Genomic DNA, 21,785 nt, shown 5'->3' with positions numbered 1-21,785 from the left:
TTTTGCCAATTAATAGAATACCATTCCTTGATTGGTAATATCCATAACTTTATACTTAACGTTGCGTTGGCGTAGTGTAATTATTTGGGTGTTTTCCTCTCCGGTTCGATTATTTGTTAAAGTGAATTTAAGATAAGTAGGTAAATTGATTTGGTTGCCAGAGTAGGTAATATTTACCAACCATTGACCTTGTTGCAGCTCCTCGATGTCAAAAACCGTTGAAAGATTACCTTCAACAATTTCATTATGCGACAGCTCAATAGCATTGTTCCAATTGAAATATCGACCCTCAGGGCTGACAAATTGGAGTTCAAATTGCGCATTAGGGTCATTCCACTCTACAATTAAACTTAGGTCACCCGTTGTTTCATTGCTGAACTTGGTTTTATCAATGCCAACAGCATCTCCATGTTTTTGTACAAATGTCAAGATTTCTTTTCGGACAAGTTTGTCCAATCCTTTGTTGCTGAAATTATTTCGTTGACCCACATAGCCTTTGTAGTACGTCCAAGCATCATCATATTTTTTAAGCTTACTACTTATTCTTGCCAAATCTCTTTTTACCTGAAGACTATTGTTTTGCCCTAATATATGTCTGTATACATGTGCTGCATCAGCAAGCATGCCTTTTTCTTCGTAGGAATAGGCCAGAATTTTGAGCGTTGCGACATCTTCAGGAAATTGTTCCATTAAATTGGAATTTATGAGTTGGGCCGTCGACTCGTCCCTCCAGTAATCATTAAAAATTTTACTGCTCTCCACATAAAAACTTGGCAAGCTGCCATAGTTTTTTCGTTCCACTAGATATTGCTGATAGGCTTTTTCTGCAGATTTGGCCTTGGCAATACGCTGGGCATACAAAGGTTTGGATGATAATCCTGTTGCTAATTCTATGGCGTCGTATGCGTATTTATTTTGGGCTTCATTCTTTTTACCTTGAGAATTTCCAATCTCATCAAAAGTGTTACTTATTGTCCTTATAATAATAATACCTCCTGGTGCCAATCTTCCATATCTAGCAGTAGACCATGCTGCTGGCATTATGGTAATATCTTTGATATTATGTAGGTTTATATGAAAAGGTGGGCGGTCAGGAGCATAAATATGTCCGTCTACATCCCATGAAGCAGGAAAACGTAGTAAAGGGTCTGCACGTATAAAGACGAGGTCTATATTTTTATTATAATCCCTGATTATTTTCACCCCTGGAAACTTGCCTTGCAATGCCTCCATGACGGTTTGAGCCGTTTGGCTCAACCTTTCCCCATCAATTTGCTTCACACTGAAACCAACTTTTTCCATATCCAAGGTTCCAAAACGAGTGGTGATGTTCTTATTAAGGGGCTTGTGTAGTTCTTTTAGTTTCAGGTTTTCTTCCAAAACCACTTCATTCAAAGCTGTAACTCCAATTGGCATAATGATCTTTAACATTTTGGAGCCGGTATTCACTACTGAGGATGCTTTCTCCCGCCCGGGATAGGAAAACTCCAAAATCTCCCCGTTAAATGCCTGAATTGTAAAATTCCCTTTTGAATCTGTTCTCGCGGTCCTATCTGAATTTCGGACTTGAACCTTCACATTTGTCAATGGGTAATCCAAATCTCCCACACTTCCTTTGATCATAGAACTTTTTTGTATATCTCTTTGAGTTCGGTATTCTAAATTATCTTTTAGGTAGTACTGAGTAAAGGCAACAGCGGTTTCCGGGCTATCCAATTTTTCCAAATTCAGATAGTTACCCCCATGATCTTCCGAAAGTTCTTTTAATAATCTATGATTTGCACTAATGTTGCCATTTATAATAAAAAGTGGACCTCCCTCCCAGTCTTTGCCTAACTCTGATGGGAAATTTTTGCCATCTGTAAATAGCAGGGTATGACTGGTTATTTCCATGTTGTGCCACAAGGATTGTGTTGCACCCCCATCATGGATTGTCGATTTCAATACTGTTTTTAAGTCATCCCAGTTTCCATTTTTGACCTCAAAACTTCTAGCTGTTGCCCATTGATTATTGAATGGGGTAAAGTTTACTTTCAAATTTTTATTCCTATTAAAATAGGCATCCAGAAACCGTATTTCATTATCAAAATCCCTTTTTTCCATTGACCTTGACGTGTCCCATAAGAGTGAGATTTCGTTTGGATTCTCCCTATTTTTCAACGTTGCGATATTGGTCACAGGGTCGTTGGCATCAACCAACGAGGTATTTAAATGGAAAGCAATGGTAAAACCTTTGCGCATTCTTCTCCATTTTCCTTGACTCGCTACACGAGTGTAAGAGCGGGCTCCATCGTCATAGGCAGAGATGCCAATACCCACTTTACCTCCATATATTTTAAGCAATTCGAGGCTAATTACAAAATGTTCATCAACAACAATATTGTATGGGGAAAGGTTGATTGAAATAGTTCCTTGACGTTGTTTAATGGTATGTAAAATATTTGCCCTGGAAATATTTTTCCCTGGCAACCCTTTTTCCAATTCATACACATTTACCCTTACCAAAAGACTATCAGAGATATTGGCCATCACATTAAATGATATATCCTCCAGTTTTAGTGGACCTCTTCGCACCATGATTTTTGACGCATGTTCGCCTCCTAGGGCCAAACTGTCGTTCCAAAATCCAAAAAGGCGTTTGGAGCGACTTTGATAACCGATACGCCTCTTTTCTGCATCACTACTTTTAACTACAATACCTTCAAGCTCAAAAGCGACCGATTCCAATAGTAAAATGGGATTGGAATTCATTTTTTCCAGAAAATCCTTAGTAGAGAACTTTTTGGTCGTAAAACCAATTCTCGATATTTGAAGGGTGTCTTGCTGATTAATATCAGCATCCAAAAGAGAAATTTTAAAACTCCCATCAAAGTCAGATACCGTTCCTTTGTTTTTAGCTACGATACCGATATTGGCAAAATCAACTGCATCACCAGAATGCCTATCGACAATCTTTCCTGAGATTAAGGTTTGTGAGATAGCGCTGTAGCCCAAAAGGAACAAAAAAAGGACTAAATTATTCTTGATATTTTTCATTATGAACATGCTGAAAGGTAAAGAATGATTCTTAAAATCAAAAGTAAAAACATGCGAATAGAGGTTCAATGGTCGGTATCAAATTGTGTTACCTTTAGTATAGTTTCAATTTTTTTGACTTTATAAAAATTACAAAATCCAAGCTGTTCATGAAAGCCTACGTTTATACTTCCTATGGACCACCCGAAAAAGTGCTCCAACCAAAGGAATTGGAAAAACCAGCTCCCGCAGCAAATGAAGTGCTCATTAAAGTGGTAACAACAACGGTAAATGATTATGATTGGGGCATGGTTACCGGAAAACCTCTGGTATATCGACTAATTTTTGGGCTTTTCAAACCAAAATTCTCTGTGCCGGGAATGGAATTGGCTGGAATAATCCATGCAGTTGGAATCAATGTAAAGGGTTTTAAAGTAGGAGATGATGTTTATGGGGATATTTCTGAAAAGGGCTTTGGCACGTTTGCTGAATATGTCTGTGTACATGAAAATGGCATCGCAAAAATGCCAAAAGGGATGGATTATATTCAAGCTGCTGCCCTACCCCATGCTGGATTATTGGCCTTGCAGGCCCTTGAAATGGCCAAATTAGAAGAAGGTCAAAAAATATTGGTCAACGGCGCCGGTGGTGGCGTAGGCACTTTGGCACTTCAATTGTGCAAACTCAAAAACTGCGAAGTTACCGGGGTTGACTCCGGAGAAAAACTTGGGGAAATGCAACAACAGGGTTTTGATTATGTGCTCGATTACAAAAAAGAGGATTTTACCAAAAATGGAATTCGTTATGATGTGATACTGGACTGCAAAACCCATAAATCTGCCTTTTCCTATGTGAAATCCCTAGCACCAAAAGGCACATATGTTACCGTAGGTGGCAGGATCGGTCGATTGCTTAGCTTGGCCGTTTGGAGCAAGATTTCCTCCTTATTCACATCAAAAAAACTTCAGATTTTGACTTTAAAACCCAATAAAGGGTTGGAGCGTATTGGAGAACTCTTTGTTCAAAATAAGTTGAAATGCCTCATCGATGGACCATACCCATTTGAAGAACTTCCGCATTTGATTCAACACTTTGGAGAAAGCAAGCACCAAGGAAAAATTGTGGTTAGGGTTGCGAACTGATGGCAGTTTACTTCTTCTGTTGAAAACTCCTAGGTCGCCATGTAGTTTTCGGCTTGAATTTGAAAGGAAAAACCATGATCTTCGTTATCGGTCGATATAACCCATTAAAACGAGACCATATCAAAAACGTTGGCGATAATATTAAAAGAACAAATGAATAAGATAATCTTACTCCTCGTACTCCTAGCATTTACTAAAACTTTTGCGCAAACCATTTCAGTTTCGGAAAATGTTGTAAAGACAGATTCAATATTAGAATCCTATTGCAATTCTCAAGAACCTGGCATGTCAATTGGCATTGTACACAATGGTAAAATAATATACCAAAATTCAATAGGTGTAGCAAACCTTTCTAATAAATACGCAGCAACTGATTCAACTGCTTTTAATATTGCCTCTGTTTCTAAACAATTCACAGCTCTTTTAGCACTTAAGGCAGAAGAAGAGGGAAAGCTCTCATTGCAAGATGATATTACCCTGTATTTGCCCGAATTAGAAAGTCTGCCCCATAAGATAACAATTGAACAACTTGCTAATCATACTCACGGATTACCAAATTACTCTGACTTAATTGAAATGATAGGGTTTGGCTTGACAACACCAATTAGTAATGAACAAGCTGTAAAAACTATGTTGAGTACAGAGCAAGTTAATTTTGAGGCAGGCACACAATATCAATACGGAAATTCGGGATTTATGCTTCTTGCCGAGATTTTGAAGAGAATCTATCAAAAGCCATTTCCACTAGTCATTAAAGAAAAGATTTTTGAACCGCTCAACATGACCCAAACTTCCGTAATTGATAACCCTAACACTATCGTTTCCAACAAAGCAATAGCGTATGCAAAAAATGAGAGTACCTATATCGAGCATCCGAATAGACAAATGGAGTGTGGCTCATCTAACATCCATACAACATTAACTGACTTGATAAAATGGGTAATTAATTTTCAAAACCCAAAAGTAGGTACTCAAAACCAAATCAATCGTTTGATAACAAAAACGGTCTCTTTGTCGAAAAAAAGTGATTTGAGTTATGGCTTAGGTTTATTCACTGAAACGTACAATGGGCTTAAAACCGTATTTCATGGTGGTGGAACTGGTGGTTATCGCGCATATATCTTACACGTTCCAGTACATAATTTTTCAATTGTCACATTAGGAAATCAGGAAAGCTTTGATGGATTACTAATTGTGCAGGATCTATTAGAGTTATACCTAAAAGATTATTTAGTAGAACCATTGCACACCAAGAAATCATATACAGAAGAAGAGTTGAGGAATTTCGAAGGAGTTTATAAGGTACATCCCGGGCAATATTGGACGATTGAATCTGATGGCAAAAATCTATACTGTAATGGTGATAGCAAACCACTTCCTTTGATTGGGGATGAAAAATTCAAATGGTTTTATCGTCCAACATCTTATCTTACTTTTTATCCTAATTCTATGGATTGGAGGATAGCAGATTTTAACTACCATTGTGAAAAAGTAAATTTAAATCCACCTATTCTAAGTAAAAAGGAATTGGAAAAGTATGTTGGTGTTTATAAGAATGAGGAGTTTAATACCTTCTATGAACTTTTAATAATCGAGAATAATCTTCTAGCAAGGCACTTGACAAATGGTGATATCGCCCTATATCCATTATCAGAAAACAGTTTTTATGCTGCATATCCTTTAGGGGAGTTAGACTTTCAGATTAACCTAAAAGGAAATATAAATGGATTTGTCTTGTCTGGCCAAAATATAGATAATATCAAATTCATCAAACTGAAATAAAACTATTGCCAACAACATGTATAAAACATAGTAAATAAAGGCTTTCCAAAATGTTTGTGCTATTTACCAACACCGCCAAATCAAAAGATTTGGCTTTAAAAGCAAAATAAAAAGTTTGGGCTCTGTGTTAATCCGAAGAGTTAGTGTCTTTTTACACGCTACATTTCATACACAAGACCGATAACGAAACTGCTATTTTTTCCGATTCTTCTCCTCAATCCATTTGGCCATGTATTTGGCGCTGCCCACGGTTTGATGTTGTAACAATTGACCGATAAAGTTAAGGTTTCTATGTGCTGGTAAGTCTAATTCCATAGCTTCAATAGTTTTTCTCAACCTTTCTTCAAGTAAGGTTTTGTTATAAAATTCATTAAGAATTCGAATTGCATTGGATTGAGCCTGTTCCCATTGTTCTTTATTTTGGTATAGCGCAATCGCATCCTCGGCAAACACGACTGTATCATCAACAATGCTTCCATTCCAAGGTAATTTACCATGCATGCCCTCCGCTCCTATGGGTGTGGTAACAGTTGGAGCACCATTTCTCATGGCATCTACTAATTTACCTTTGATTCCGGCCCCAAACCGAAGCGGAGCCAAACAAATCCGAGCTTTCTGGATTTCTGCATCCAAATTTTCAACCCATCCCAAAACATGAAAACCTTCTTTGGGGTTATGCATTTGTTGAATTTGCTGAGGAAGATAAGCACCATAAATCTTTAAATTGGCTTGTGGTAATACTTTTCGAATCAGTGGCCATATCGATTCCTTAAGATATTTAATGGAATCTACGTTAGGGGCATGTTTCCCGTTTCCGTAGGTAATGAAATCCTGTCGTCCTTCATAACTAGGCCATTTTTGTTGCTCCTTGGTCACGTTTTCCAACATGAAAGGAAGATGCATAACTATAACATTGGGAACATCTAGCTTTTCTGTGAGCAAATCCATTTCAAAAGTGGAAACCATTAATGTTAGGTCACTTCGATATATACTTGCAATTTCTCTTTTGGTACTATCGTTCGCTAACCATGTTCCCGTAGTCCATTCAATGCCTTTTTTGTGACAATCTTCACGGGTTTTTCGTAATGAGTGCAAATCTTCGGTGTTCAAAATACGAATAGCATTTGGAGCAAACTCAGCTACCCGCCAACCAAATTGTTCTTCGACCATAAATCGGTCGAACACCACGATAGCTGGGTCCACCTGTTTTACAAAATCGTCAAAACTATGGTGATTCAATTTAAGCGAAACACAGTTAACTCCTAAAGCATCTAAATCTGAACTAAACTCCGTTTTAACCGAGGCAGAACCGAAGGTTATTTGATATCCAAAGGTTTTAAGGGCATATATTAATTGAAGCATCCGATGTCCGGCCGCTGTTGTATTTGGCTCGGGCCAGACATAACCGATAATCAGTAAATTCTTCATCTGACTACATTAAAGCCGCGAACTTTTTGGAAATACTGGAACGCAACTTACGCTCGTAATCCTCTTCCAACCACTCCTTGTAGTTCTTCGTATTGTTCATAATGCAATAGGAATATTGGCGCACACGATAAGAAATCTCTTCTTTGAGTTCCTTGGCCAGAATCCTTGCATCAAAAACATCCTCACTGTTCTCTACACAGATTTGGGCGTGCTGCTCAATACTCATTTCCAACACTTGTTTTGATTTTCCGCCTTTGGCAAACACCTTTTTATATTGCTCTTTGATATCGAAGGTGATGTCTTCGGATTTACTAAATTTGGCCTTTAGGGAATCGGGCATTTCATAAACGAACTCGCGCTCTATATCCTCATCATTTTTAATGTTTTCCAAATAAAAATCAGGAAAATGAAAAATTTCTTGCCAGTCAACAGGAGCATCCCATGGTCCAAATCTTGCAAGATTGTTTCCAAGGTCAATAACACTGAACTCATCTTTTTCCTCCAATACACGCGAACCACGACCTATCATTTGAAAGTAAAGAGTTAGCGACCTAGTGGCTCTATTCAATATAATGGTCTGAACACTTGGCTCGTCAAAACCCGTGGTAAGAATACTCACTGAAGTGAGAATGGCATTTGGGGTATTGGCAAACCAATCCAAAATTTCACGTCGCTCTGTGGCAGTGTTTTTGTTATCTAGGTGACGAATGTCGTAACCTGCTTTTTTGAAGGTTTCGTATACATAAAGTGAAGTGCTTATACCATTGTTAAATATAAGTGTCTTGCTTCCTTTGGCAATTTCTTCATAGGCTGAGACCAATTTGCCCAACATACTATGGTTACCATAGAACTCATCGGAAGATTTTACGGTATAATCCCCATTAATTCCAAGCTTAAGGGTACGTAGACTTACATCATAATTGTACAGATTGGCCTTGGCCAAAAAACGCTTTTCTATCAATGATTTGATGGACTCACCTATAATCAGATGTTTGTAGTGGTCCTTCATGGGCAACTTAATATTGGAACTCAAAGGTGTTGCCGTAACTCCCAATATGGTAGATTTTTCAAAATACTTGAATAGCTTTCTGAACGAATTGTAGTGCGCTTCATCAATTATAACTAGACCAATATTGTTGATGGACACCTTTTCTTCTTGAAGTCTATTGTTCAAGGTTTCGACCATTGCAACAAAGCAGGTATATTCATCTTGATCATGGAGTTCCTTGACCTCACTATTAATGATTTTGTTGCTAACACCGAACCCATGCAGCATTTTGGAGGTCTGGAGGCTCAACTCAATTCTGTGGGTGAGCACAATAACTTTTTTACCCGTCTCCTGGATATATTTTCGGGTTATTTCGGAAAAAACCACAGTTTTACCCCCACCTGTCGGTAGCTGGTACAAAATATTGGTTCCTTGTGGATGCTCATTGATATGTTTGAAGATTTTCTTTAAATCTTCATGTTGATAATCGTATAGCGTTTTTTTTCTTACTACTTTTTCTAATTCCAAAGAAATACGGCATTAATTGTTGGAAACTAACAAACCTTACAAAATTAGGCGTTTTTATCCTATGGATAAGCGGAATGATTTTATTTATATCAACCTACTATCAACAACAGAAAAATTGAAATAAAAACTCAATATTTTGTAGCTGGTTATAACATTTTGATAATAATATCAACCGCAACTTGGATAATTATCTTTTATGATGTATTATGTAAGCTATAACCACCTGTAACAGAATACTCATATGCGGCAGCTCAAAATTATTAAGCAAGTAACCAATCGTGAATCCAAATCACTTGACAAATATCTTCAGGACATCAGTAAGATTGACTTGATCACAGCTCAAGAGGAGGTTGAATTGGCACAGCGCATTAGAACAGGTGATCAACTCGCACTGGAAAAACTCACAAATGCCAACCTGCGTTTTGTTGTTTCGGTTGCCAAACAGTATCAAAATCAAGGATTGACATTACCCGACCTTATTAATGAAGGTAATGTAGGTTTGGTTAAAGCCGCCCGTCGATTTGACGAAACACGCGGTTTTAAGTTTATTTCTTACGCGGTTTGGTGGATCAGGCAGTCTATTCTTCAGGCATTGGCAGAACAATCAAGGGTAGTACGGTTGCCGTTGAACAAAATTGGCTCTATAAATAAAATCAAAAAAACCTTTTCTTATTTGGAACAGGCCCATGAGCGACCCCCTTCTCCGGAGGAAATTGCCAAAGAGCTTGATATGACAGTAGATGAGGTTAAACAATCTTTAAAGAATACTGGGAGGCATGTTTCTATGGACGCTCCTTTAAAGGAAGGCGAAACATCCAGTTTGTATGATGTATTAAATTCCAATGAATCTCCAAAACCGGACCGTGAGTTAATGCACCAGTCCCTATATACGGAAATCAACAGGGCGCTTGAAACCCTTTCTCCCAGGGAAGCTGATGTAGTGCGTTTGTACTACGGAATTGGGGACCAACAATCTATGACACTAGAAGAAATTGGAAGTACATTTGACCTAACGCGTGAACGGGTACGGCAGATTCGGGAAAAAGCAATCAGAAAACTTAGGCATACTTCAAAGAGTAAAATCCTAAAATCATATTTGGGAGGTTAGATAGCTAATTCAAATAAAAAAAGGGATGTTAAAAAACATCCCTTTTTTTTTGCGCTTTTATTTTAAATAATTACGGACGACTCAATTGACTGATATTGAAATCTGTCAAAATATCATTTAAGTCCTGTATAAAATTCAAATAAGCTGAGTTTTCTAAGTTTTGATTTTTCATAAGATATAGTTTTGGGGCATTACTATAGATAATCCAACTCTACAAGTTCGTTCGAGCTCAAAATTTCGTTCAATTCGTGAAGAAATGATAAATATTCTTCACCATAGGTGTCGTATAACATGGTACAGGCAGTTTATTATTTGGGTTGTACTTATAACGTAAACCTAACAGAAAGATTATGCTTTAACAATAAATTGTGGTGAAATTCACCATTCAAGTTGTGAAATCTTCAAAATCCGTTTTTGTAAGATAAATCATGCAGGTAGTCTTTGTTCCTACTCCATTTCATAGATATCGGGTGAAATATCGAAATCTACACCAGCACTTGGATTGAATTTGGATGGTCTGATGTCGAATTCATCGTATAAAAAGCACAAGCTCATGGGCAGTAACTTTTTTACTGTTGATACCGACACATCGAATTTGTACAGCAATTGCTGTTTAATTTTGGTGGCTTTTTGACTTACCCTCGGTTCAGGACTATTTTCCAATTCCAATAACAATGGAATTTCTTTTTCGTCACCGATTTCTAAAATCTGGTTAAGTAAAATTAGTTTGCAATCTTGGTCAGAAGCGTGTTCAAACAACTGATGAAAGATGCTCTGATGGTACTCAGGGAGACTATAATCTTTCATGCTATGTTGGGGTTTGGTTTTTTACATATTGCGTAGTACTTCTATTTCAAAATCAACCAATTCGTCCACTTTTGGAAATTCAACCAAGAATTGGCTATATAGAAACTTGAGATATTTAAGATCATTGTCTGTGTTGCAAACATTGATCATTTGTTCCGTGATTTCTAACAAACTCACGGTTTTCATCATTCTAAGACAGGGCTGTATTTTTTGACAGGCAAAATCCACCCCTCTAAAGTTTTTGGTCTGCATGTGCACTTTTACACTGCCGATAAACTCTAAGATATTTTGCTTATATAAACGGATTAGTTCTTCTAAAAGCTCCATTTGGCCCATACATTCCGTAAGCACAGGTTTCAAGTTTACCTTATCAGTTTGTAGAAAAGATGCAAAATTTCTTTCGATACGCTGCGTATTGGAGGAAGAACTATTTGATTTATCAAATTGTTGTGTTGAAGCAAGAGCATCAGGTTTTACCAGACGTTGACTTACCACAGTCATTGCATTAACAATTTCTTGTTGTTTTGGACCCAAATTTGTTTTCTTCAACAGGGAAAGTAATGATATAAACAGGTCGGAATCGCCTAATTTGGCCAATGCCTCATTTTCCAAAAGGTTATCTGTTGATCTGTTAGGGCTTTCAATACCTATTTGCTCATAAATAACATCCAGTTGTTCCATCTCAGGTACTCCAAAGACTTTATCTTCTAAACCATTTTTAAATTGATCGAATGATCTTTTGAGTTTTCCTGCCTCTACTGTTCCGAGTTCTTCGTAGGAAAAATTGCTAAGACCAATCTCCAGTTTTTCCAAATACGTAAGTAATTCCCTTGTTCCCAAACTTCCTTGTCATTTTTGTTGAACTTAAAAGTGTTGATTTGGCTCAGAGTATCCAATTTATTGTTCTATAGTACGGCCATTTTGTTGTCAAATTGCTTTATTTGTATGTATAAACCAACCGTCATGAAGCATTTACCTATTTTATTGGGCACTTTGTTACTATTTTCATGCGCTAAAAAAGCAGAAAACTTGGAGGAAAAAGCTAAGCGAATCCATCAAAATGTCATCACGATAGATACCCATGATGACATCAATGTGAAAAACTTTACCGATAGCATCAATTACACACAAAACCTCAATACCCAGGTTAATTTACCAAAAATGATTGCTGGAGGACTCGATGTCGCTTGGTTAATCGTTTATACCGGCCAAGATTCGCTAAATGCAGATGGATATGCCAAGGCATCTGACAATGCCATTTCTAAGTTTGAAGCCATTCATAGATTGTGTAAAGAATATGCTCCTGACCAAATTGAATTGGCATTAACATCAGAAGATGTTAGACGCATTGTTGCGTCGGGAAAAAAAGTGGCCATGATCGGTGTCGAAAATGCCTATCCGATTGGGGAAGACCTTTCTAAATTTGAGGAATATCACCAACGAGGTGCTCGATATATTTCACTATCGCATAACGGGCACAGTCAATTTTGCGATTCCAATACGGGGGAAAGTGATGATACCTGGCTTCACAATGGTTTAAGTGAACTTGGAAAAGACGCTGTAAAAGAGATGAATAGGCTTGGAATAATGATTGATATTTCACATCCTTCAAAAGCATCGATGATGCAGATGGCCGAACTCTCAAAAGCACCCATAATTGCTTCTCATTCTTCGGCAAGAGCCTTATGTGATCATAGCAGGAATCTGGATGATGAGCAACTATTGGCCTTAAAGAAAAACGGTGGAGTTGTTCAAACCGTTGCATTCAGCTCATATTTAAATACCGAAAAGCATGAAAAACGGGCAGCTTATATGAAAGAAATTTATCAAGAAGTCGCAGATTCTCTTGAAGTTAATTGGTATGAGCGTTCGGACTTCGCATCACTTGATAAGGCAGAGCAAGAAGAGTACATGGAAAACTACCCAAAAGTCACTAAGCTGGGTGATGAAAAAGTTGCTAAAATTGCAGACGCTCCTGCACAAGTTGGTGTTACCGACCTTGTTGATCACATCGATTATATGGTTAAACTTATAGGTATTGATCACGTAGGGATTAGTTCGGATTTTGATGGCGGAGGCGGTATCGAAGGCTGGTCTGATGCTTCTGAGACGCTTAATGTTACCCAAGAATTGGTTAAGCGTGGATACTCCGAAGAAGACATCGCAAAACTTTGGGGCGAAAACTTACTACGGGTTTTGGATGAAGTACAACGCATAGCTGCAACAACCAACTAGGGTTCATATATCAAAGCACTTGTAGTTTTTCTACACATTTTAATTTTAACAACATTTTCTGCATTATTATAAATTTTGTTAATCAAAAAATAAACTTTTCTTAATTCGTTGGCTTATAAAATTTCATAACCATAAATTCAAGGGTCAATCTAAATCAACGAATAATCATGGAGGTCATAACCAGCTACTACTCCGACCCAAGTTTTACTGTTTTTAAAGTTCCCAAATGGCGGGCCAAACTCTACAAATTTTTATCTGTGGACCTTTGGGGAAACATTCCCAGTAATTTGCAAAGGGCCATTTCCGCATGGTATAGTTCCTTTTACAACAAGCCTATTTCCAAAAGCATCATTGAACCCTACGTTCGATTAAATTATTCTGATAAAAACTATTTGGAAAAGTTTAAACCGCCTCACGGCAAGAATGATTTTGAATGTTTTCAAGACTTTTTCATAAGGGAATTTAAAACTCTTCCCAAAATAGATAGCCCATATGTTTGGCCCTGTGAAGGACTTTTATGTGATGAGGACCATATAGATAATTTGCGTTTGGTATCTATAAAATCTGATATAAGAACAGTTGCGGCTGTCTTTGGTGTTGATGATAAACAAATTCCTAAAGATTATACGTTCACCAATGTATTTTTACACAACAAGAATTACCACCGTATCCATGCCCCGATTGATGGGACCATAACTAGAATTCAGCATGTTCCTGGGGATTTGGTAGTATTGCGCCCTTGGATTTATAAAGAAAATCCTTCTTTGCCTGCATTTAGAAATGAACGCTATAATATCGATATTGTTGATGGTAATGGTAAAACCTGGTATTTGTCCATTGTTGGTGGACCGGCGGTGGGAACCATTAAATTGGCAAAAGGTATTTCGGAAGGAAACAAAGTAGTTAAACTTCAAGAGCTGTCTCTTTTCTATTTGGGTTCTACCTGCTGCATGGCGGCACCAGTTCCTCCCAAACATCACACAAAGAATACTTTCGTAGAGGTTGGCATACCGTATTAAAACAATGTATCTGGTTTTGCCTTGTTCAAGGTACTCGGTATGATAAGCTGGGAACCTAGTTTTTTATTCAATTTTTCTAAAAAATATGCGGATAATAAAGGAGATTCGAGTTCCAAATTTTGGTGTACAAAAAAGTGTATGTTCTCAAGCCCTTTATCTTTCCATGAAGCTATACGGTCTACCCAATCATCCAACCTAGGATAATCCGATTTGTGATTGGCTCCTACGTAACGCACAAAAGCTTCGTTGTTGGTCAAACGCATATGCATTAAATCCCTTCTACCCGCTGTATCAACCAAAACATTGACCATATTGTTCTCTTGCAATAAATGGTATAGCTCTTGAGCCACCTTTTCATCGTTGAACCAATCTGTATGACGGAACTCCAGGGCCAAAGGAAATTCTTTAGGCCAATATTCAACAAAACGAACTACTCTGTCCCAATTCTTGGGACCAAAATTATTGTGCATCTGAAGAAAAATGGTTCCCAGCTTTTCTTTTAATAAAGAAGTGACTTCAAGATAGCTGTCGGTTATTTCGTAAACCTTATCATTCAATCGACGCAAATGGCTCACATTTTGAATCATTTTCGGAAAAAACTTGAATCCTTCCGGGGTTTTATCATACCATTTTTGATACTGTTCCGCAGGAAAAATCCGGTAGAAGGTCGCGTTCAGTTCTATACTATTGAATTGGGAAGAATAATAAACCAACTCATCCTTGGTGCCCCTTGGATAGAAATTTTTAAGGTCTTGTCGGTTCCACTTCGCACACCCCACATAGATGTTAGGTATGGTATTGGTCTTGTTTTTAGAGAGCACCACCTCCGTTTCGGGATGGTCTTGCGGGATGGTAAAATCAATTAACTCTGGATGCTCAACCTTTCCAAATTTCATGTGTCGTTTTTTAGGAAGAGACTAAGTTATGAATAAATACAGGCTGTTCATAACATCGTTAAAAACTAAAATCACCTCGAGATATGTCGGTATTATGATTATGTAATTTTAAGGGAAACTTACGGCCATGGATTCAAGATCCAATTACCTCAAGGGCATCAGACCTGAGCTTAAACAAAGTCTTTTGCATGATGATATGAGCTCTGACGAGCGTTTTCAAAACCAAACTTTGCGTCCAATAATCAAGCTTCAGAACCCGCTCTTCCTAGAAGTTTTTAAAAACTATATCCGAAAACACAAGAGCGCATTCTATGAGTTGACATTGGAAAAGCGGATGGAGTACATTGAAAATTCAATCCAAAAGGATATCAAATTCAGAAATTCCCTTAAGGGAATGGTTATAGGTCAGTTCGCCGTCGAAGAATATCAAATATACATCCAAAACTCATCTGCACTGAACAAGCGAATGATGAATATCGTGGTAGAACGACTTAAGGATCAGGTGCAACTTTTGGAGGCAGAAGTGTTAGTCTAGCAAAGATTCTCCGTTTAAATTCGTGGTCAGAACATCACTCATTAAATCAAAGTAAGGCCTAATCGCTTTAAAAGACTTGTCCACTTCTTGTAGGAAATCTTTTGAATGCACTTGGCTGTCCGTAAAATTACGGACAAAAATGAATTGTTTTCTCTTGATCAAATCAATATTGGGGTGTTCCTTATCAAATCCTTTTGGAGCGGTCTTGACCTCTTCCCCTACTAAATCTCCCCAAATCTGTTTAAAGGACTTTTCATTGATCACATTTCGAAACTCCGTAGCGTCCATTTCAAATTCTTTTCGAATCCGGAATAAATCTTCCTTTTCAGGTCCCCAAAATCCTGTAGCGGCAAAACTTCCACCAGGTCTTAATTGAAGGTAGTAGCCACCCCGAAGCCTTGCTCCCAGCCTAGAAAAAGATGCTGCAAAATGCGTTTTGTAAGGGGTTTTATCTTTTGAAAAGCGAACATCCCGGTAGATTCGAAACATTTTCATCTTTTCAATTTCATCATGCACATCCAAGTGTTCTTGCAAAGCAAGAAAAAATGACTTGACACCTACTTCGTGTTGTTTAAAAATAGGTTTGTTCTTCTCAAACCATTCCTTGTTATTGTTCTTGGCCAATTCCTTTAATATGCCAAACGCGTCTTTAGTTATTAGGGTATTATTCACAGTACAACGATGATGTGTTATTTTTTAGCTAAAGTTAGCCATTTCTTTATCTGAGTGGTAACCATTTGGCTATTTTTAAACTTTATTTCGGATATGGATAAGGAAAAAATCATCTCAGAATTGAATAGGCACAAAAAACAACCCTATTTAGACTATAGATTAAAACAAGAAACAGAAGACTTTACCAATACACTTTTCTATACTTTGTTCGATGTTAACACTCCGGTAGCTGAAAACTTGGAAGTCCTCGAAGAAAAGTTTAACCGATTGGTAGATTTAGCCTGTTGGGAACTAAAGAGACCGTGCAGTAAGGTTTGGGAAAATTATGTAGCGAAGCTTCCCGAAATATTGGAAAAATTGAACCTAGATGCAGAAGCCATCTTAAAATGTGACCCTGCATCCCTTTCAATTCAGGAAATATATATGGCTTATCCTGGGTTTTATGCTATTGCAATCTACCGCTTGGCGCACGAACTGTATATAAGAGGGTTTCCGTTGGTTCCCCGATTAATGACAGAATATGCACACCGACAAACAGGTGTGGACATCAACCCAGGAGCTCAAATTGGTAATTCGTTCTTTATCGACCATGCGACAGGTGTTGTAATTGGCGAGACGGCTGTGATACACGACAACGTAAAAGTTTATCAAGGAGTTACCTTAGGTGCACTTTATGTTGCAAAGAGCCTGCAAAAGACCAAAAGGCACCCTACCATTATGTCTAACGTCACTATTTATGCCAATGCCACCATTTTGGGTGGGGAAACCGTAATCGGTGAAAACTCCGTAATTGGTGGAAATGCTTGGATCACTGATTCTGTACCCGCAAATTCAACAGTATTTCATACTCCTGAAATCAAAATAAAAACGCCTACAAATGTCTAAAAGCATTCTAGACCTTATCGGGAATACACCACTAGTGGAATCCCGTGTTTTGAATACCAATTCCAATGTCAAATTATATTTTAAGCTTGAAGGACACAATCCCGGAGGTAGTGTGAAAGATAGACCTGCTTACAACATGATAAAAAGTGGATTGGAGCGGGGAGATTTTAATACCAATTCCAAATTAATAGAAGCCACTAGTGGGAACACCGGAATCGCATTGGCCATGATTGCGGGAGTTTTTGGACTGGATATAGAGTTGGTCATGCCAGAAAATTCGACAAAAGAAAGGGTACAGACTATGAAGGCATATGGAGCCAAAGTGACTTTGACTTCATCTGACATAGGTATAGAAGGCGCACGTGATTATGCAGAAGCTAAAGTAATGAATGACGGATACCAGATGTTGAACCAGTTTGCCAACAACGACAATTGGCAAGCGCATTATAAAACCACCGGACCTGAAATCTGGAAGGACACGAATGGCGAAATCACCCATTTTGTATCGAGTATGGGCACCACGGGCACCATTATGGGCACTTCTACCTATTTAAAGGAACAAAATAAAGATGTGCAAATTGTTGGCGTACAACCAACTGATGATTCCAGAATTCCAGGTATTCGAAAATGGCCCGAGGAATATCTTCCTAAAATCTTCAACCCCAAAAAGGTTGACACTGTTATGGAGGTCAGTCAAACCGAAGCGGAAGAAATGGCTAAACGCTTGGCCAAGGAAGAAGGTATTTTTGCCGGGGTAAGTAGTGGTGGAGCTGCAACAGTGGCACTGCGATTAGCAGAATCACTTCAAAGCGGTACTATTGTTTCCGTTGTATGCGATCGGGGAGATCGGTATTTGTCGTCTGACCTTTTTATATAACTATTCCAATTCTTTTTGAATCGCCTTTTGATAGGATTCAAAAGTTGCCAAGTCATTATGTCCTCCATTTTCAATGGTGTAAAACTTTTTATCGGCTATAGGAGCGGCATCAAAAAGCTTGGTTCCCGACTCGTATGGTACCACATTGTCCGCAGTGCCATGAAAAATTCGTAGTGGGGATGAAACGTTTTGTATATAGTTGGAAGATCTAAATTTATATTTCAGCAAAAGCCGCACTGGCAGAAACGGAAAACGTTCCTGGGCCACATCGAGCAAACTGTAAAATGGGGTTTCCAAAATAAGCTTTCGAGGATTATTGTTTGAGGCAACCTTAGTGGCGATGCTCGCTCCAAGTGAACGACCTAGAACCACAATTTGGTCTTCTCCAAATTTCTCTCTTGCGTAATCATAAAATAGTTGGGCATCGCCATGAAGTGCATTTTCACTTAGTCTACCCTTGCTTTTGCCATAACTACGATAATCCATGATCAACACTTCATATCCTAAATCGGAAAATGGCTCTACAATTTTTCCCCAGCGCGACAAGTCTCCGGCATTTCCATGGAAATACAAAATGAGACCTTTTGGGCTTTTCACATGAAACTGAAGCGCGTTTAATCTTGCTCCATCCGGGGCATCGAGGAAAAATTCACTAAAATCCTTATCAAAAGAGTAGCTGTAGTCCGTTGGAAGCGTAGTAGGTAAAAAAATGAGTTTTTCCTGAAGAAAATAAACCATGGTAACAAATAGGGTCAAAAAGGTTAAAACTAAAAGAACTATCCGTTTAAGCTTTCGCATTGGCGCGCTTTGAGGTATGGACAACATCGATGCTAGATCCCTCTAAATCAATCTTTTTAGGGCGTGAATGTATAATTTCAGATAACATTTTATGATAAGATTCAAAGTTGTTCAAATTCTTGTGTCCACCTCCTATCACCGTATAGAGTTTGGTGCGGTCTGGCTTGATCTTGGATAGTTTTACACTGGTTTTATATGGAATCAACTTGTCGTCGGTACCATGAATAATATGGATGGGACAATTAACGTATTTGAGCCATTTGTAGGTTGGCATCGGGAATTTTATCAATAATGATAATGGCATAAACGGAATAAACTTTTTTGCCACCTTGCTCAAACTATAATAGGGTGCATCCAAAATCAGCATTCTTGGATTATTCATGGACGCCAACTTTGTTGCAAATCCAGAACCGAGTGAACGTCCATACAGAATGATATATTTTTCTGTGACGTTGTCCTTTATTTTATTATAGATTACCTGCATGTCACGTTTAACGGCCTTTTGGGTTCTTCGGCCCGTACTTTTGCCGAATCCCCGATAATCTACCATGATCACATCATAACCGTGCCGAGTGAAATCCACAGCAAATTTGCCCCAACCTTTTATACTTTTTGAATTACCCTTTAGATAAAAGACAACCCCCTTGGGAGTCTTTGCCTTGAATCTTACTCCATTGATTACGGCACCATCCCTGGTCTCCACATTATATTCCTCAATTTCCTGATTGGTATAATCGAACTGAAAATCTTTTGGTAGTTTTTCAGGTTTAAATAGGAATCGATCCTGAAATATATACAGCAAAACACTTAAGAAGACATACACCGCCAGTATAATCAGAATTATCAAAAGCCAATCTTTCATAACCAAAGGTTTCACACAAAATACGAAAAAATAGCATTTGGCTGCGGAAGGGATTTATATTTAGGTACAATGGGCTTATTAAATTGATGAAATAGCAAAAACCGGCCTTTCTATTCCAATAATCTAGTATAGTATCCCCTATATCGAAATATTTTAATCACGCAAGATGTAATCTTTTTCTTTACAGCATAATTAAACTCCAAATCTTTAAAAAATGGGCATACTTCTTAAAATATTCAATTGGAAGAGCGTCAATTTGATTATATTTTTCACCCTGTTAGTGTTGATTGTCTTAAACTTCTATGGCATTTATACAAACAGATTTTATTTTTTGAAACCTGACAATTTTATAATTCCCATTTTAGGAATCGTCCATTTCCTTTACCTGTATGTAATTTGGTTTAAAATAAGCGAAGGTGAATTGCCGGACCCTAAAATGCGTAATTTAGAATATGCCGTTTATGCAATTTTGATAGTTTACCTTTTCAAAATTTATGACAGTGCAATGGTGGTGAACTCCTATTCCCAATTTCAGGAGCACGTATTACCAACCACTTTCAGGCCAATAAGCATAATAACCTTAGTGCTTTATACTCTACTGACACCATTGACCTTATTGTCATTTTGGTATAGAAAAAGATTGGTTGGAGCCTATAAGTTTGACGACTACAACAACAATCTTAATGTTTGGCAGTAATAGGTTTATAGGTCCCGAATGTAACTTCCGTATAGATCTTTGAATTGAACTCCTTTCACAAATCTATGTTTGCTTAATTTTTTATGGGCCACAAGTCCCCAAAGCAAAAGTTCTTTTATGAAATATGAATCTTCTTTGGGAACGTCCGGTTGATACTCTTCTAAAAGTCGGCTTAAAGGAGGTACGGAATCCAATTTCTTACGATATTCAGTATCCGTGTCCTCATCAAGAAGCTCAAACCCTTGCACTTCAAAGAACCAACTTATCAAATCATCATAAACAGTTTCGGCATCTTTGCGTTGCAGTTTATCAATTTTCGGGAAATAATTGGAAAACAATGTTTTGATAGCTTCCTCTACGAGATTTTCAGCTACAGAACCCGCTCCCTCCTGCTCTCCCTCATAAACCAATTCAATTTTCCCGGTTATGGAAGGGACAACACCCATGAAATCCGTTAAGCGAACCGTTGTTTTCTTATCCCCGGATTTAATTATCCTTCGCTCGGCGGTACTTAACAGGTTTTCAAATGCTGTAATGCTCATACGCGCACTTACCCCGCTCTTTGCATCTACGTATTCGCTATTTCTAGCCTCAAAACTGATTTGTTCTAACACATCCAAAGCAATTTCTGGCACATATACGGCATCTGACTGTCTTTTATCTAGTAAGGCCTCCTGCTTTGTAATTCTTTTGGCGGTTTCAATATCTTCCGGGTAATGTGTAAGGATTTGTGAGCCAATCCTGTCCTTAAGTGGAGTAACAATACTTCCTCTATTGGTATAATCTTCTGGATTTGCGGTAAACACAAATTGAAGGTCCAAAGGAAGTCGTAGTTTGAATCCCCTAATTTGTATATCGCCTTCTTGCAGTATATTAAATAATGCTACTTGAATTCTTGCTTGAAGGTCGGGAAGTTCATTTATTACGAAAATGCATCGATTTGCACGTGGAATCATTCCGAAATGAATCACCCTATCATCTGCATATGAAAGCTTAAGATTGGCCGCCTTTATAGGGTCTACATCTCCAATCAAATCGGCTACGGTCACATCTGGAGTGGCCAATTTTTCATAAAATCGTTCCTCTCTGTGTATCCAGCTTATTGGAGTTTCATCACTTTTTTCTTTTATAAGTTCGTTTGCATATCGCGATATGGGCTCAAAAGGGTCGTCATGCACCTCTGATCCCTCAACAATGGGAATCCATTCATCCAGTAATTGCACCATCAACCGGGCCAATCGTGTTTTTGCCTGACCACGTAAGCCTAAAAGATTAATATTGTGTCTGGAGAGTATTGCCCGTTCTAACTCTGGAATCACTGAATTTTCATAACCCCACACTCCAGGAAATGTCTCTTCCCCTTTCGATAATTTTTGAAGAAGGTTCTCCCGAAGTTCATCTTTAATGCTTTTACTCTGATATCCGGAGGCTTTTAGTTGCCCCAGATTTTTTATGTTGATATGATTCATTTTCATTAATAGCTTATGTTGACACGAATTTTACTAATTGCA

19 protein-coding genes are annotated in these 21,785 nt (G+C 38.0%); 9 read left to right on the top strand and 10 right to left on the bottom strand.

All coding sequences use genetic code 11. The features are described from left to right. Positions 1-9 precede the first annotated feature (9 nt). Positions 10-3,036, bottom strand: a complete 3,027-nt coding sequence (locus tag IAG46_RS02115; protein WP_190808667.1) for a carboxypeptidase-like regulatory domain-containing protein — start codon at positions 3,034-3,036, stop codon at positions 10-12. A gap of 149 nt (positions 3,037-3,185) precedes the next feature. Between IAG46_RS02115 and IAG46_RS02110 the strand changes: the two genes are divergently transcribed. Together IAG46_RS02110 and IAG46_RS02105 are read left to right on the top strand one after the other, a co-directional pair. Then, a complete protein-coding gene (locus IAG46_RS02110; RefSeq protein ID WP_190808666.1) occupies positions 3,186-4,157 on the top strand; it encodes an NAD(P)-dependent alcohol dehydrogenase in 972 nt (323 codons plus the stop codon). 153 nt (positions 4,158-4,310) lie between these two features. Continuing rightward, positions 4,311-5,939 (top strand): serine hydrolase, encoded by a 1,629-nt coding sequence (locus tag IAG46_RS02105; protein ID WP_190808665.1) that lies wholly within the window; start codon positions 4,311-4,313, stop codon positions 5,937-5,939. 192 nt (positions 5,940-6,131) lie between these two features. Here IAG46_RS02105 and IAG46_RS02100 read toward each other — a convergent pair whose 3' ends face one another. Both IAG46_RS02100 and IAG46_RS02095 read right to left on the bottom strand, forming a co-directional pair. Continuing rightward, positions 6,132-7,367 carry a glycosyltransferase family 4 protein gene (locus IAG46_RS02100; protein ID WP_190808664.1) on the bottom strand — a complete coding sequence of 412 codons (1,236 nt, stop codon included), beginning with the start codon at positions 7,365-7,367 and terminating at the stop codon, positions 6,132-6,134. A gap of 4 nt (positions 7,368-7,371) precedes the next feature. Further along, positions 7,372-8,883: a DEAD/DEAH box helicase gene (locus tag IAG46_RS02095; RefSeq protein WP_190808663.1), complete on the bottom strand. Its 1,512-nt coding sequence runs from the start codon at positions 8,881-8,883 to the stop codon at positions 7,372-7,374. Between the two features lie 241 nt (positions 8,884-9,124). Between IAG46_RS02095 and IAG46_RS02090 the strand changes: the two genes are divergently transcribed. Continuing rightward, the gene (locus tag IAG46_RS02090) at positions 9,125-9,991 is read left to right on the top strand and encodes an RNA polymerase sigma factor RpoD/SigA (RefSeq protein ID WP_190808662.1); all 867 of its coding nucleotides are present in this window, start codon (positions 9,125-9,127) and stop codon (positions 9,989-9,991) included. Between the two features lie 447 nt (positions 9,992-10,438). Here IAG46_RS02090 and IAG46_RS02085 read toward each other — a convergent pair whose 3' ends face one another. Together IAG46_RS02085 and IAG46_RS02080 are read right to left on the bottom strand one after the other, a co-directional pair. Further along, positions 10,439-10,798 carry a hypothetical protein gene (locus IAG46_RS02085; protein WP_190808661.1) on the bottom strand — a complete coding sequence of 120 codons (360 nt, stop codon included), beginning with the start codon at positions 10,796-10,798 and terminating at the stop codon, positions 10,439-10,441. A gap of 21 nt (positions 10,799-10,819) precedes the next feature. Beyond that, positions 10,820-11,638, bottom strand: coding sequence for a hypothetical protein (locus IAG46_RS02080; RefSeq protein WP_190808660.1), 819 nt, complete (start codon positions 11,636-11,638; stop codon positions 10,820-10,822). Positions 11,639-11,761: 123 nt separating this feature from the next. On the opposite strand from IAG46_RS02080, the gene IAG46_RS02075 reads away from it, so the two are divergent. Both IAG46_RS02075 and IAG46_RS02070 read left to right on the top strand, forming a co-directional pair. After that, a complete protein-coding gene (locus IAG46_RS02075) occupies positions 11,762-13,033 on the top strand; it encodes a dipeptidase (RefSeq protein WP_190808659.1) in 1,272 nt (423 codons plus the stop codon). Positions 13,034-13,200: 167 nt separating this feature from the next. Continuing rightward, positions 13,201-14,052 carry a phosphatidylserine decarboxylase gene (locus IAG46_RS02070; RefSeq protein ID WP_190808658.1) on the top strand — a complete coding sequence of 284 codons (852 nt, stop codon included), beginning with the start codon at positions 13,201-13,203 and terminating at the stop codon, positions 14,050-14,052. Here the strand turns inward: IAG46_RS02070 and IAG46_RS02065 are convergent. Next, positions 14,049-14,948 carry a DUF72 domain-containing protein gene (locus IAG46_RS02065; protein ID WP_190808657.1) on the bottom strand — a complete coding sequence of 300 codons (900 nt, stop codon included), beginning with the start codon at positions 14,946-14,948 and terminating at the stop codon, positions 14,049-14,051. The genes IAG46_RS02070 and IAG46_RS02065 overlap by 4 nt on opposite strands. Before the next feature lie 127 nt (positions 14,949-15,075). On the opposite strand from IAG46_RS02065, the gene IAG46_RS02060 reads away from it, so the two are divergent. Then, a complete protein-coding gene (locus tag IAG46_RS02060; RefSeq protein ID WP_190808656.1) occupies positions 15,076-15,483 on the top strand; it encodes a glyoxalase in 408 nt (135 codons plus the stop codon). Here IAG46_RS02060 and IAG46_RS02055 read toward each other — a convergent pair. Continuing rightward, entirely contained in the window at positions 15,475-16,155 is a 681-nt protein-coding gene (locus tag IAG46_RS02055) for a DUF2461 domain-containing protein (protein WP_190808655.1), read from the bottom strand. The genes IAG46_RS02060 and IAG46_RS02055 overlap by 9 nt on opposite strands. 93 nt (positions 16,156-16,248) lie before the next feature. On the opposite strand from IAG46_RS02055, the gene epsC reads away from it, so the two are divergent. Further along, entirely contained in the window at positions 16,249-17,040 is a 792-nt protein-coding gene (gene epsC, locus IAG46_RS02050) for a serine O-acetyltransferase EpsC (RefSeq protein WP_190808654.1), read from the top strand. After that, positions 17,033-17,917 carry a cysteine synthase CysM gene (cysM, locus tag IAG46_RS02045; protein ID WP_190808653.1) on the top strand — a complete coding sequence of 295 codons (885 nt, stop codon included), beginning with the start codon at positions 17,033-17,035 and terminating at the stop codon, positions 17,915-17,917. Before epsC ends, cysM begins: the two co-directional genes overlap by 8 nt. Here cysM and IAG46_RS02040 read toward each other — a convergent pair whose 3' ends face one another. Together IAG46_RS02040 and IAG46_RS02035 are read right to left on the bottom strand one after the other, a co-directional pair. After that, entirely contained in the window at positions 17,918-18,715 is a 798-nt protein-coding gene (locus tag IAG46_RS02040) for an alpha/beta hydrolase (RefSeq protein ID WP_190808652.1), read from the bottom strand. Beyond that, positions 18,702-19,577: an alpha/beta hydrolase gene (locus tag IAG46_RS02035; protein WP_190808651.1), complete on the bottom strand. Its 876-nt coding sequence runs from the start codon at positions 19,575-19,577 to the stop codon at positions 18,702-18,704. Before IAG46_RS02035 ends, IAG46_RS02040 begins: the two co-directional genes overlap by 14 nt. Before the next feature lie 214 nt (positions 19,578-19,791). Here IAG46_RS02035 and IAG46_RS02030 point away from each other — a divergent pair, with 214 nt between their 5' ends. Further along, entirely contained in the window at positions 19,792-20,274 is a 483-nt protein-coding gene (locus tag IAG46_RS02030; RefSeq protein WP_190808650.1) for a hypothetical protein, read from the top strand. A gap of 5 nt (positions 20,275-20,279) precedes the next feature. Here the strand turns inward: IAG46_RS02030 and IAG46_RS02025 are convergent, their stop codons facing one another. Beyond that, on the bottom strand, positions 20,280-21,749 hold the full coding sequence (locus IAG46_RS02025) for a magnesium chelatase (protein WP_190808649.1): 1,470 nt from the start codon (positions 21,747-21,749) through the stop codon (positions 20,280-20,282). Positions 21,750-21,785: the final 36 nt, after the last annotated feature.

It is taken from the genome of Flagellimonas sp. S3867 (assembly GCF_014698935.1).
Lineage (GTDB): Bacteria > Bacteroidota > Bacteroidia > Flavobacteriales > Flavobacteriaceae > Flagellimonas.
The sequence above is the reverse complement of the archived record's forward strand: the minus strand, read 5'-3'. Positions and strand labels throughout refer to the sequence as shown.

Excerpts from the sequence above, each read along its gene's own strand:
- IAG46_RS02115 (WP_190808667.1), bottom strand. The coding sequence starts at position 3,036 with ATGAAAAATATCAAGAATAATTTAGTCCTTTTTTTGTTCCTTTTGGGC.
- IAG46_RS02060 (WP_190808656.1), top strand. The coding sequence starts at position 15,076 with ATGGATTCAAGATCCAATTACCTCAAGGGCATCAGACCTGAGCTTAAA.
- IAG46_RS02110 (WP_190808666.1), top strand. The coding sequence starts at position 3,186 with ATGAAAGCCTACGTTTATACTTCCTATGGACCACCCGAAAAAGTGCTC.
- IAG46_RS02035 (WP_190808651.1), bottom strand. The coding sequence starts at position 19,577 with ATGAAAGATTGGCTTTTGATAATTCTGATTATACTGGCGGTGTATGTC.
- IAG46_RS02085 (WP_190808661.1), bottom strand. The coding sequence starts at position 10,798 with ATGAAAGATTATAGTCTCCCTGAGTACCATCAGAGCATCTTTCATCAG.
- IAG46_RS02100 (WP_190808664.1), bottom strand. The coding sequence starts at position 7,367 with ATGAAGAATTTACTGATTATCGGTTATGTCTGGCCCGAGCCAAATACA.
- IAG46_RS02105 (WP_190808665.1), top strand. The coding sequence starts at position 4,311 with ATGAATAAGATAATCTTACTCCTCGTACTCCTAGCATTTACTAAAACT.
- cysM (WP_190808653.1), top strand. The coding sequence starts at position 17,033 with ATGTCTAAAAGCATTCTAGACCTTATCGGGAATACACCACTAGTGGAA.
- IAG46_RS02030 (WP_190808650.1), top strand. The coding sequence starts at position 19,792 with ATGGGCATACTTCTTAAAATATTCAATTGGAAGAGCGTCAATTTGATT.
- IAG46_RS02070 (WP_190808658.1), top strand. The coding sequence starts at position 13,201 with ATGGAGGTCATAACCAGCTACTACTCCGACCCAAGTTTTACTGTTTTT.
- IAG46_RS02040 (WP_190808652.1), bottom strand. The coding sequence starts at position 18,715 with ATGCGAAAGCTTAAACGGATAGTTCTTTTAGTTTTAACCTTTTTGACC.
- IAG46_RS02025 (WP_190808649.1), bottom strand. The coding sequence starts at position 21,749 with ATGAAAATGAATCATATCAACATAAAAAATCTGGGGCAACTAAAAGCC.
- IAG46_RS02075 (WP_190808659.1), top strand. The coding sequence starts at position 11,762 with ATGAAGCATTTACCTATTTTATTGGGCACTTTGTTACTATTTTCATGC.
- IAG46_RS02065 (WP_190808657.1), bottom strand. The coding sequence starts at position 14,948 with ATGAAATTTGGAAAGGTTGAGCATCCAGAGTTAATTGATTTTACCATC.
- IAG46_RS02090 (WP_190808662.1), top strand. The coding sequence starts at position 9,125 with ATGCGGCAGCTCAAAATTATTAAGCAAGTAACCAATCGTGAATCCAAA.
- epsC (WP_190808654.1), top strand. The coding sequence starts at position 16,249 with ATGGATAAGGAAAAAATCATCTCAGAATTGAATAGGCACAAAAAACAA.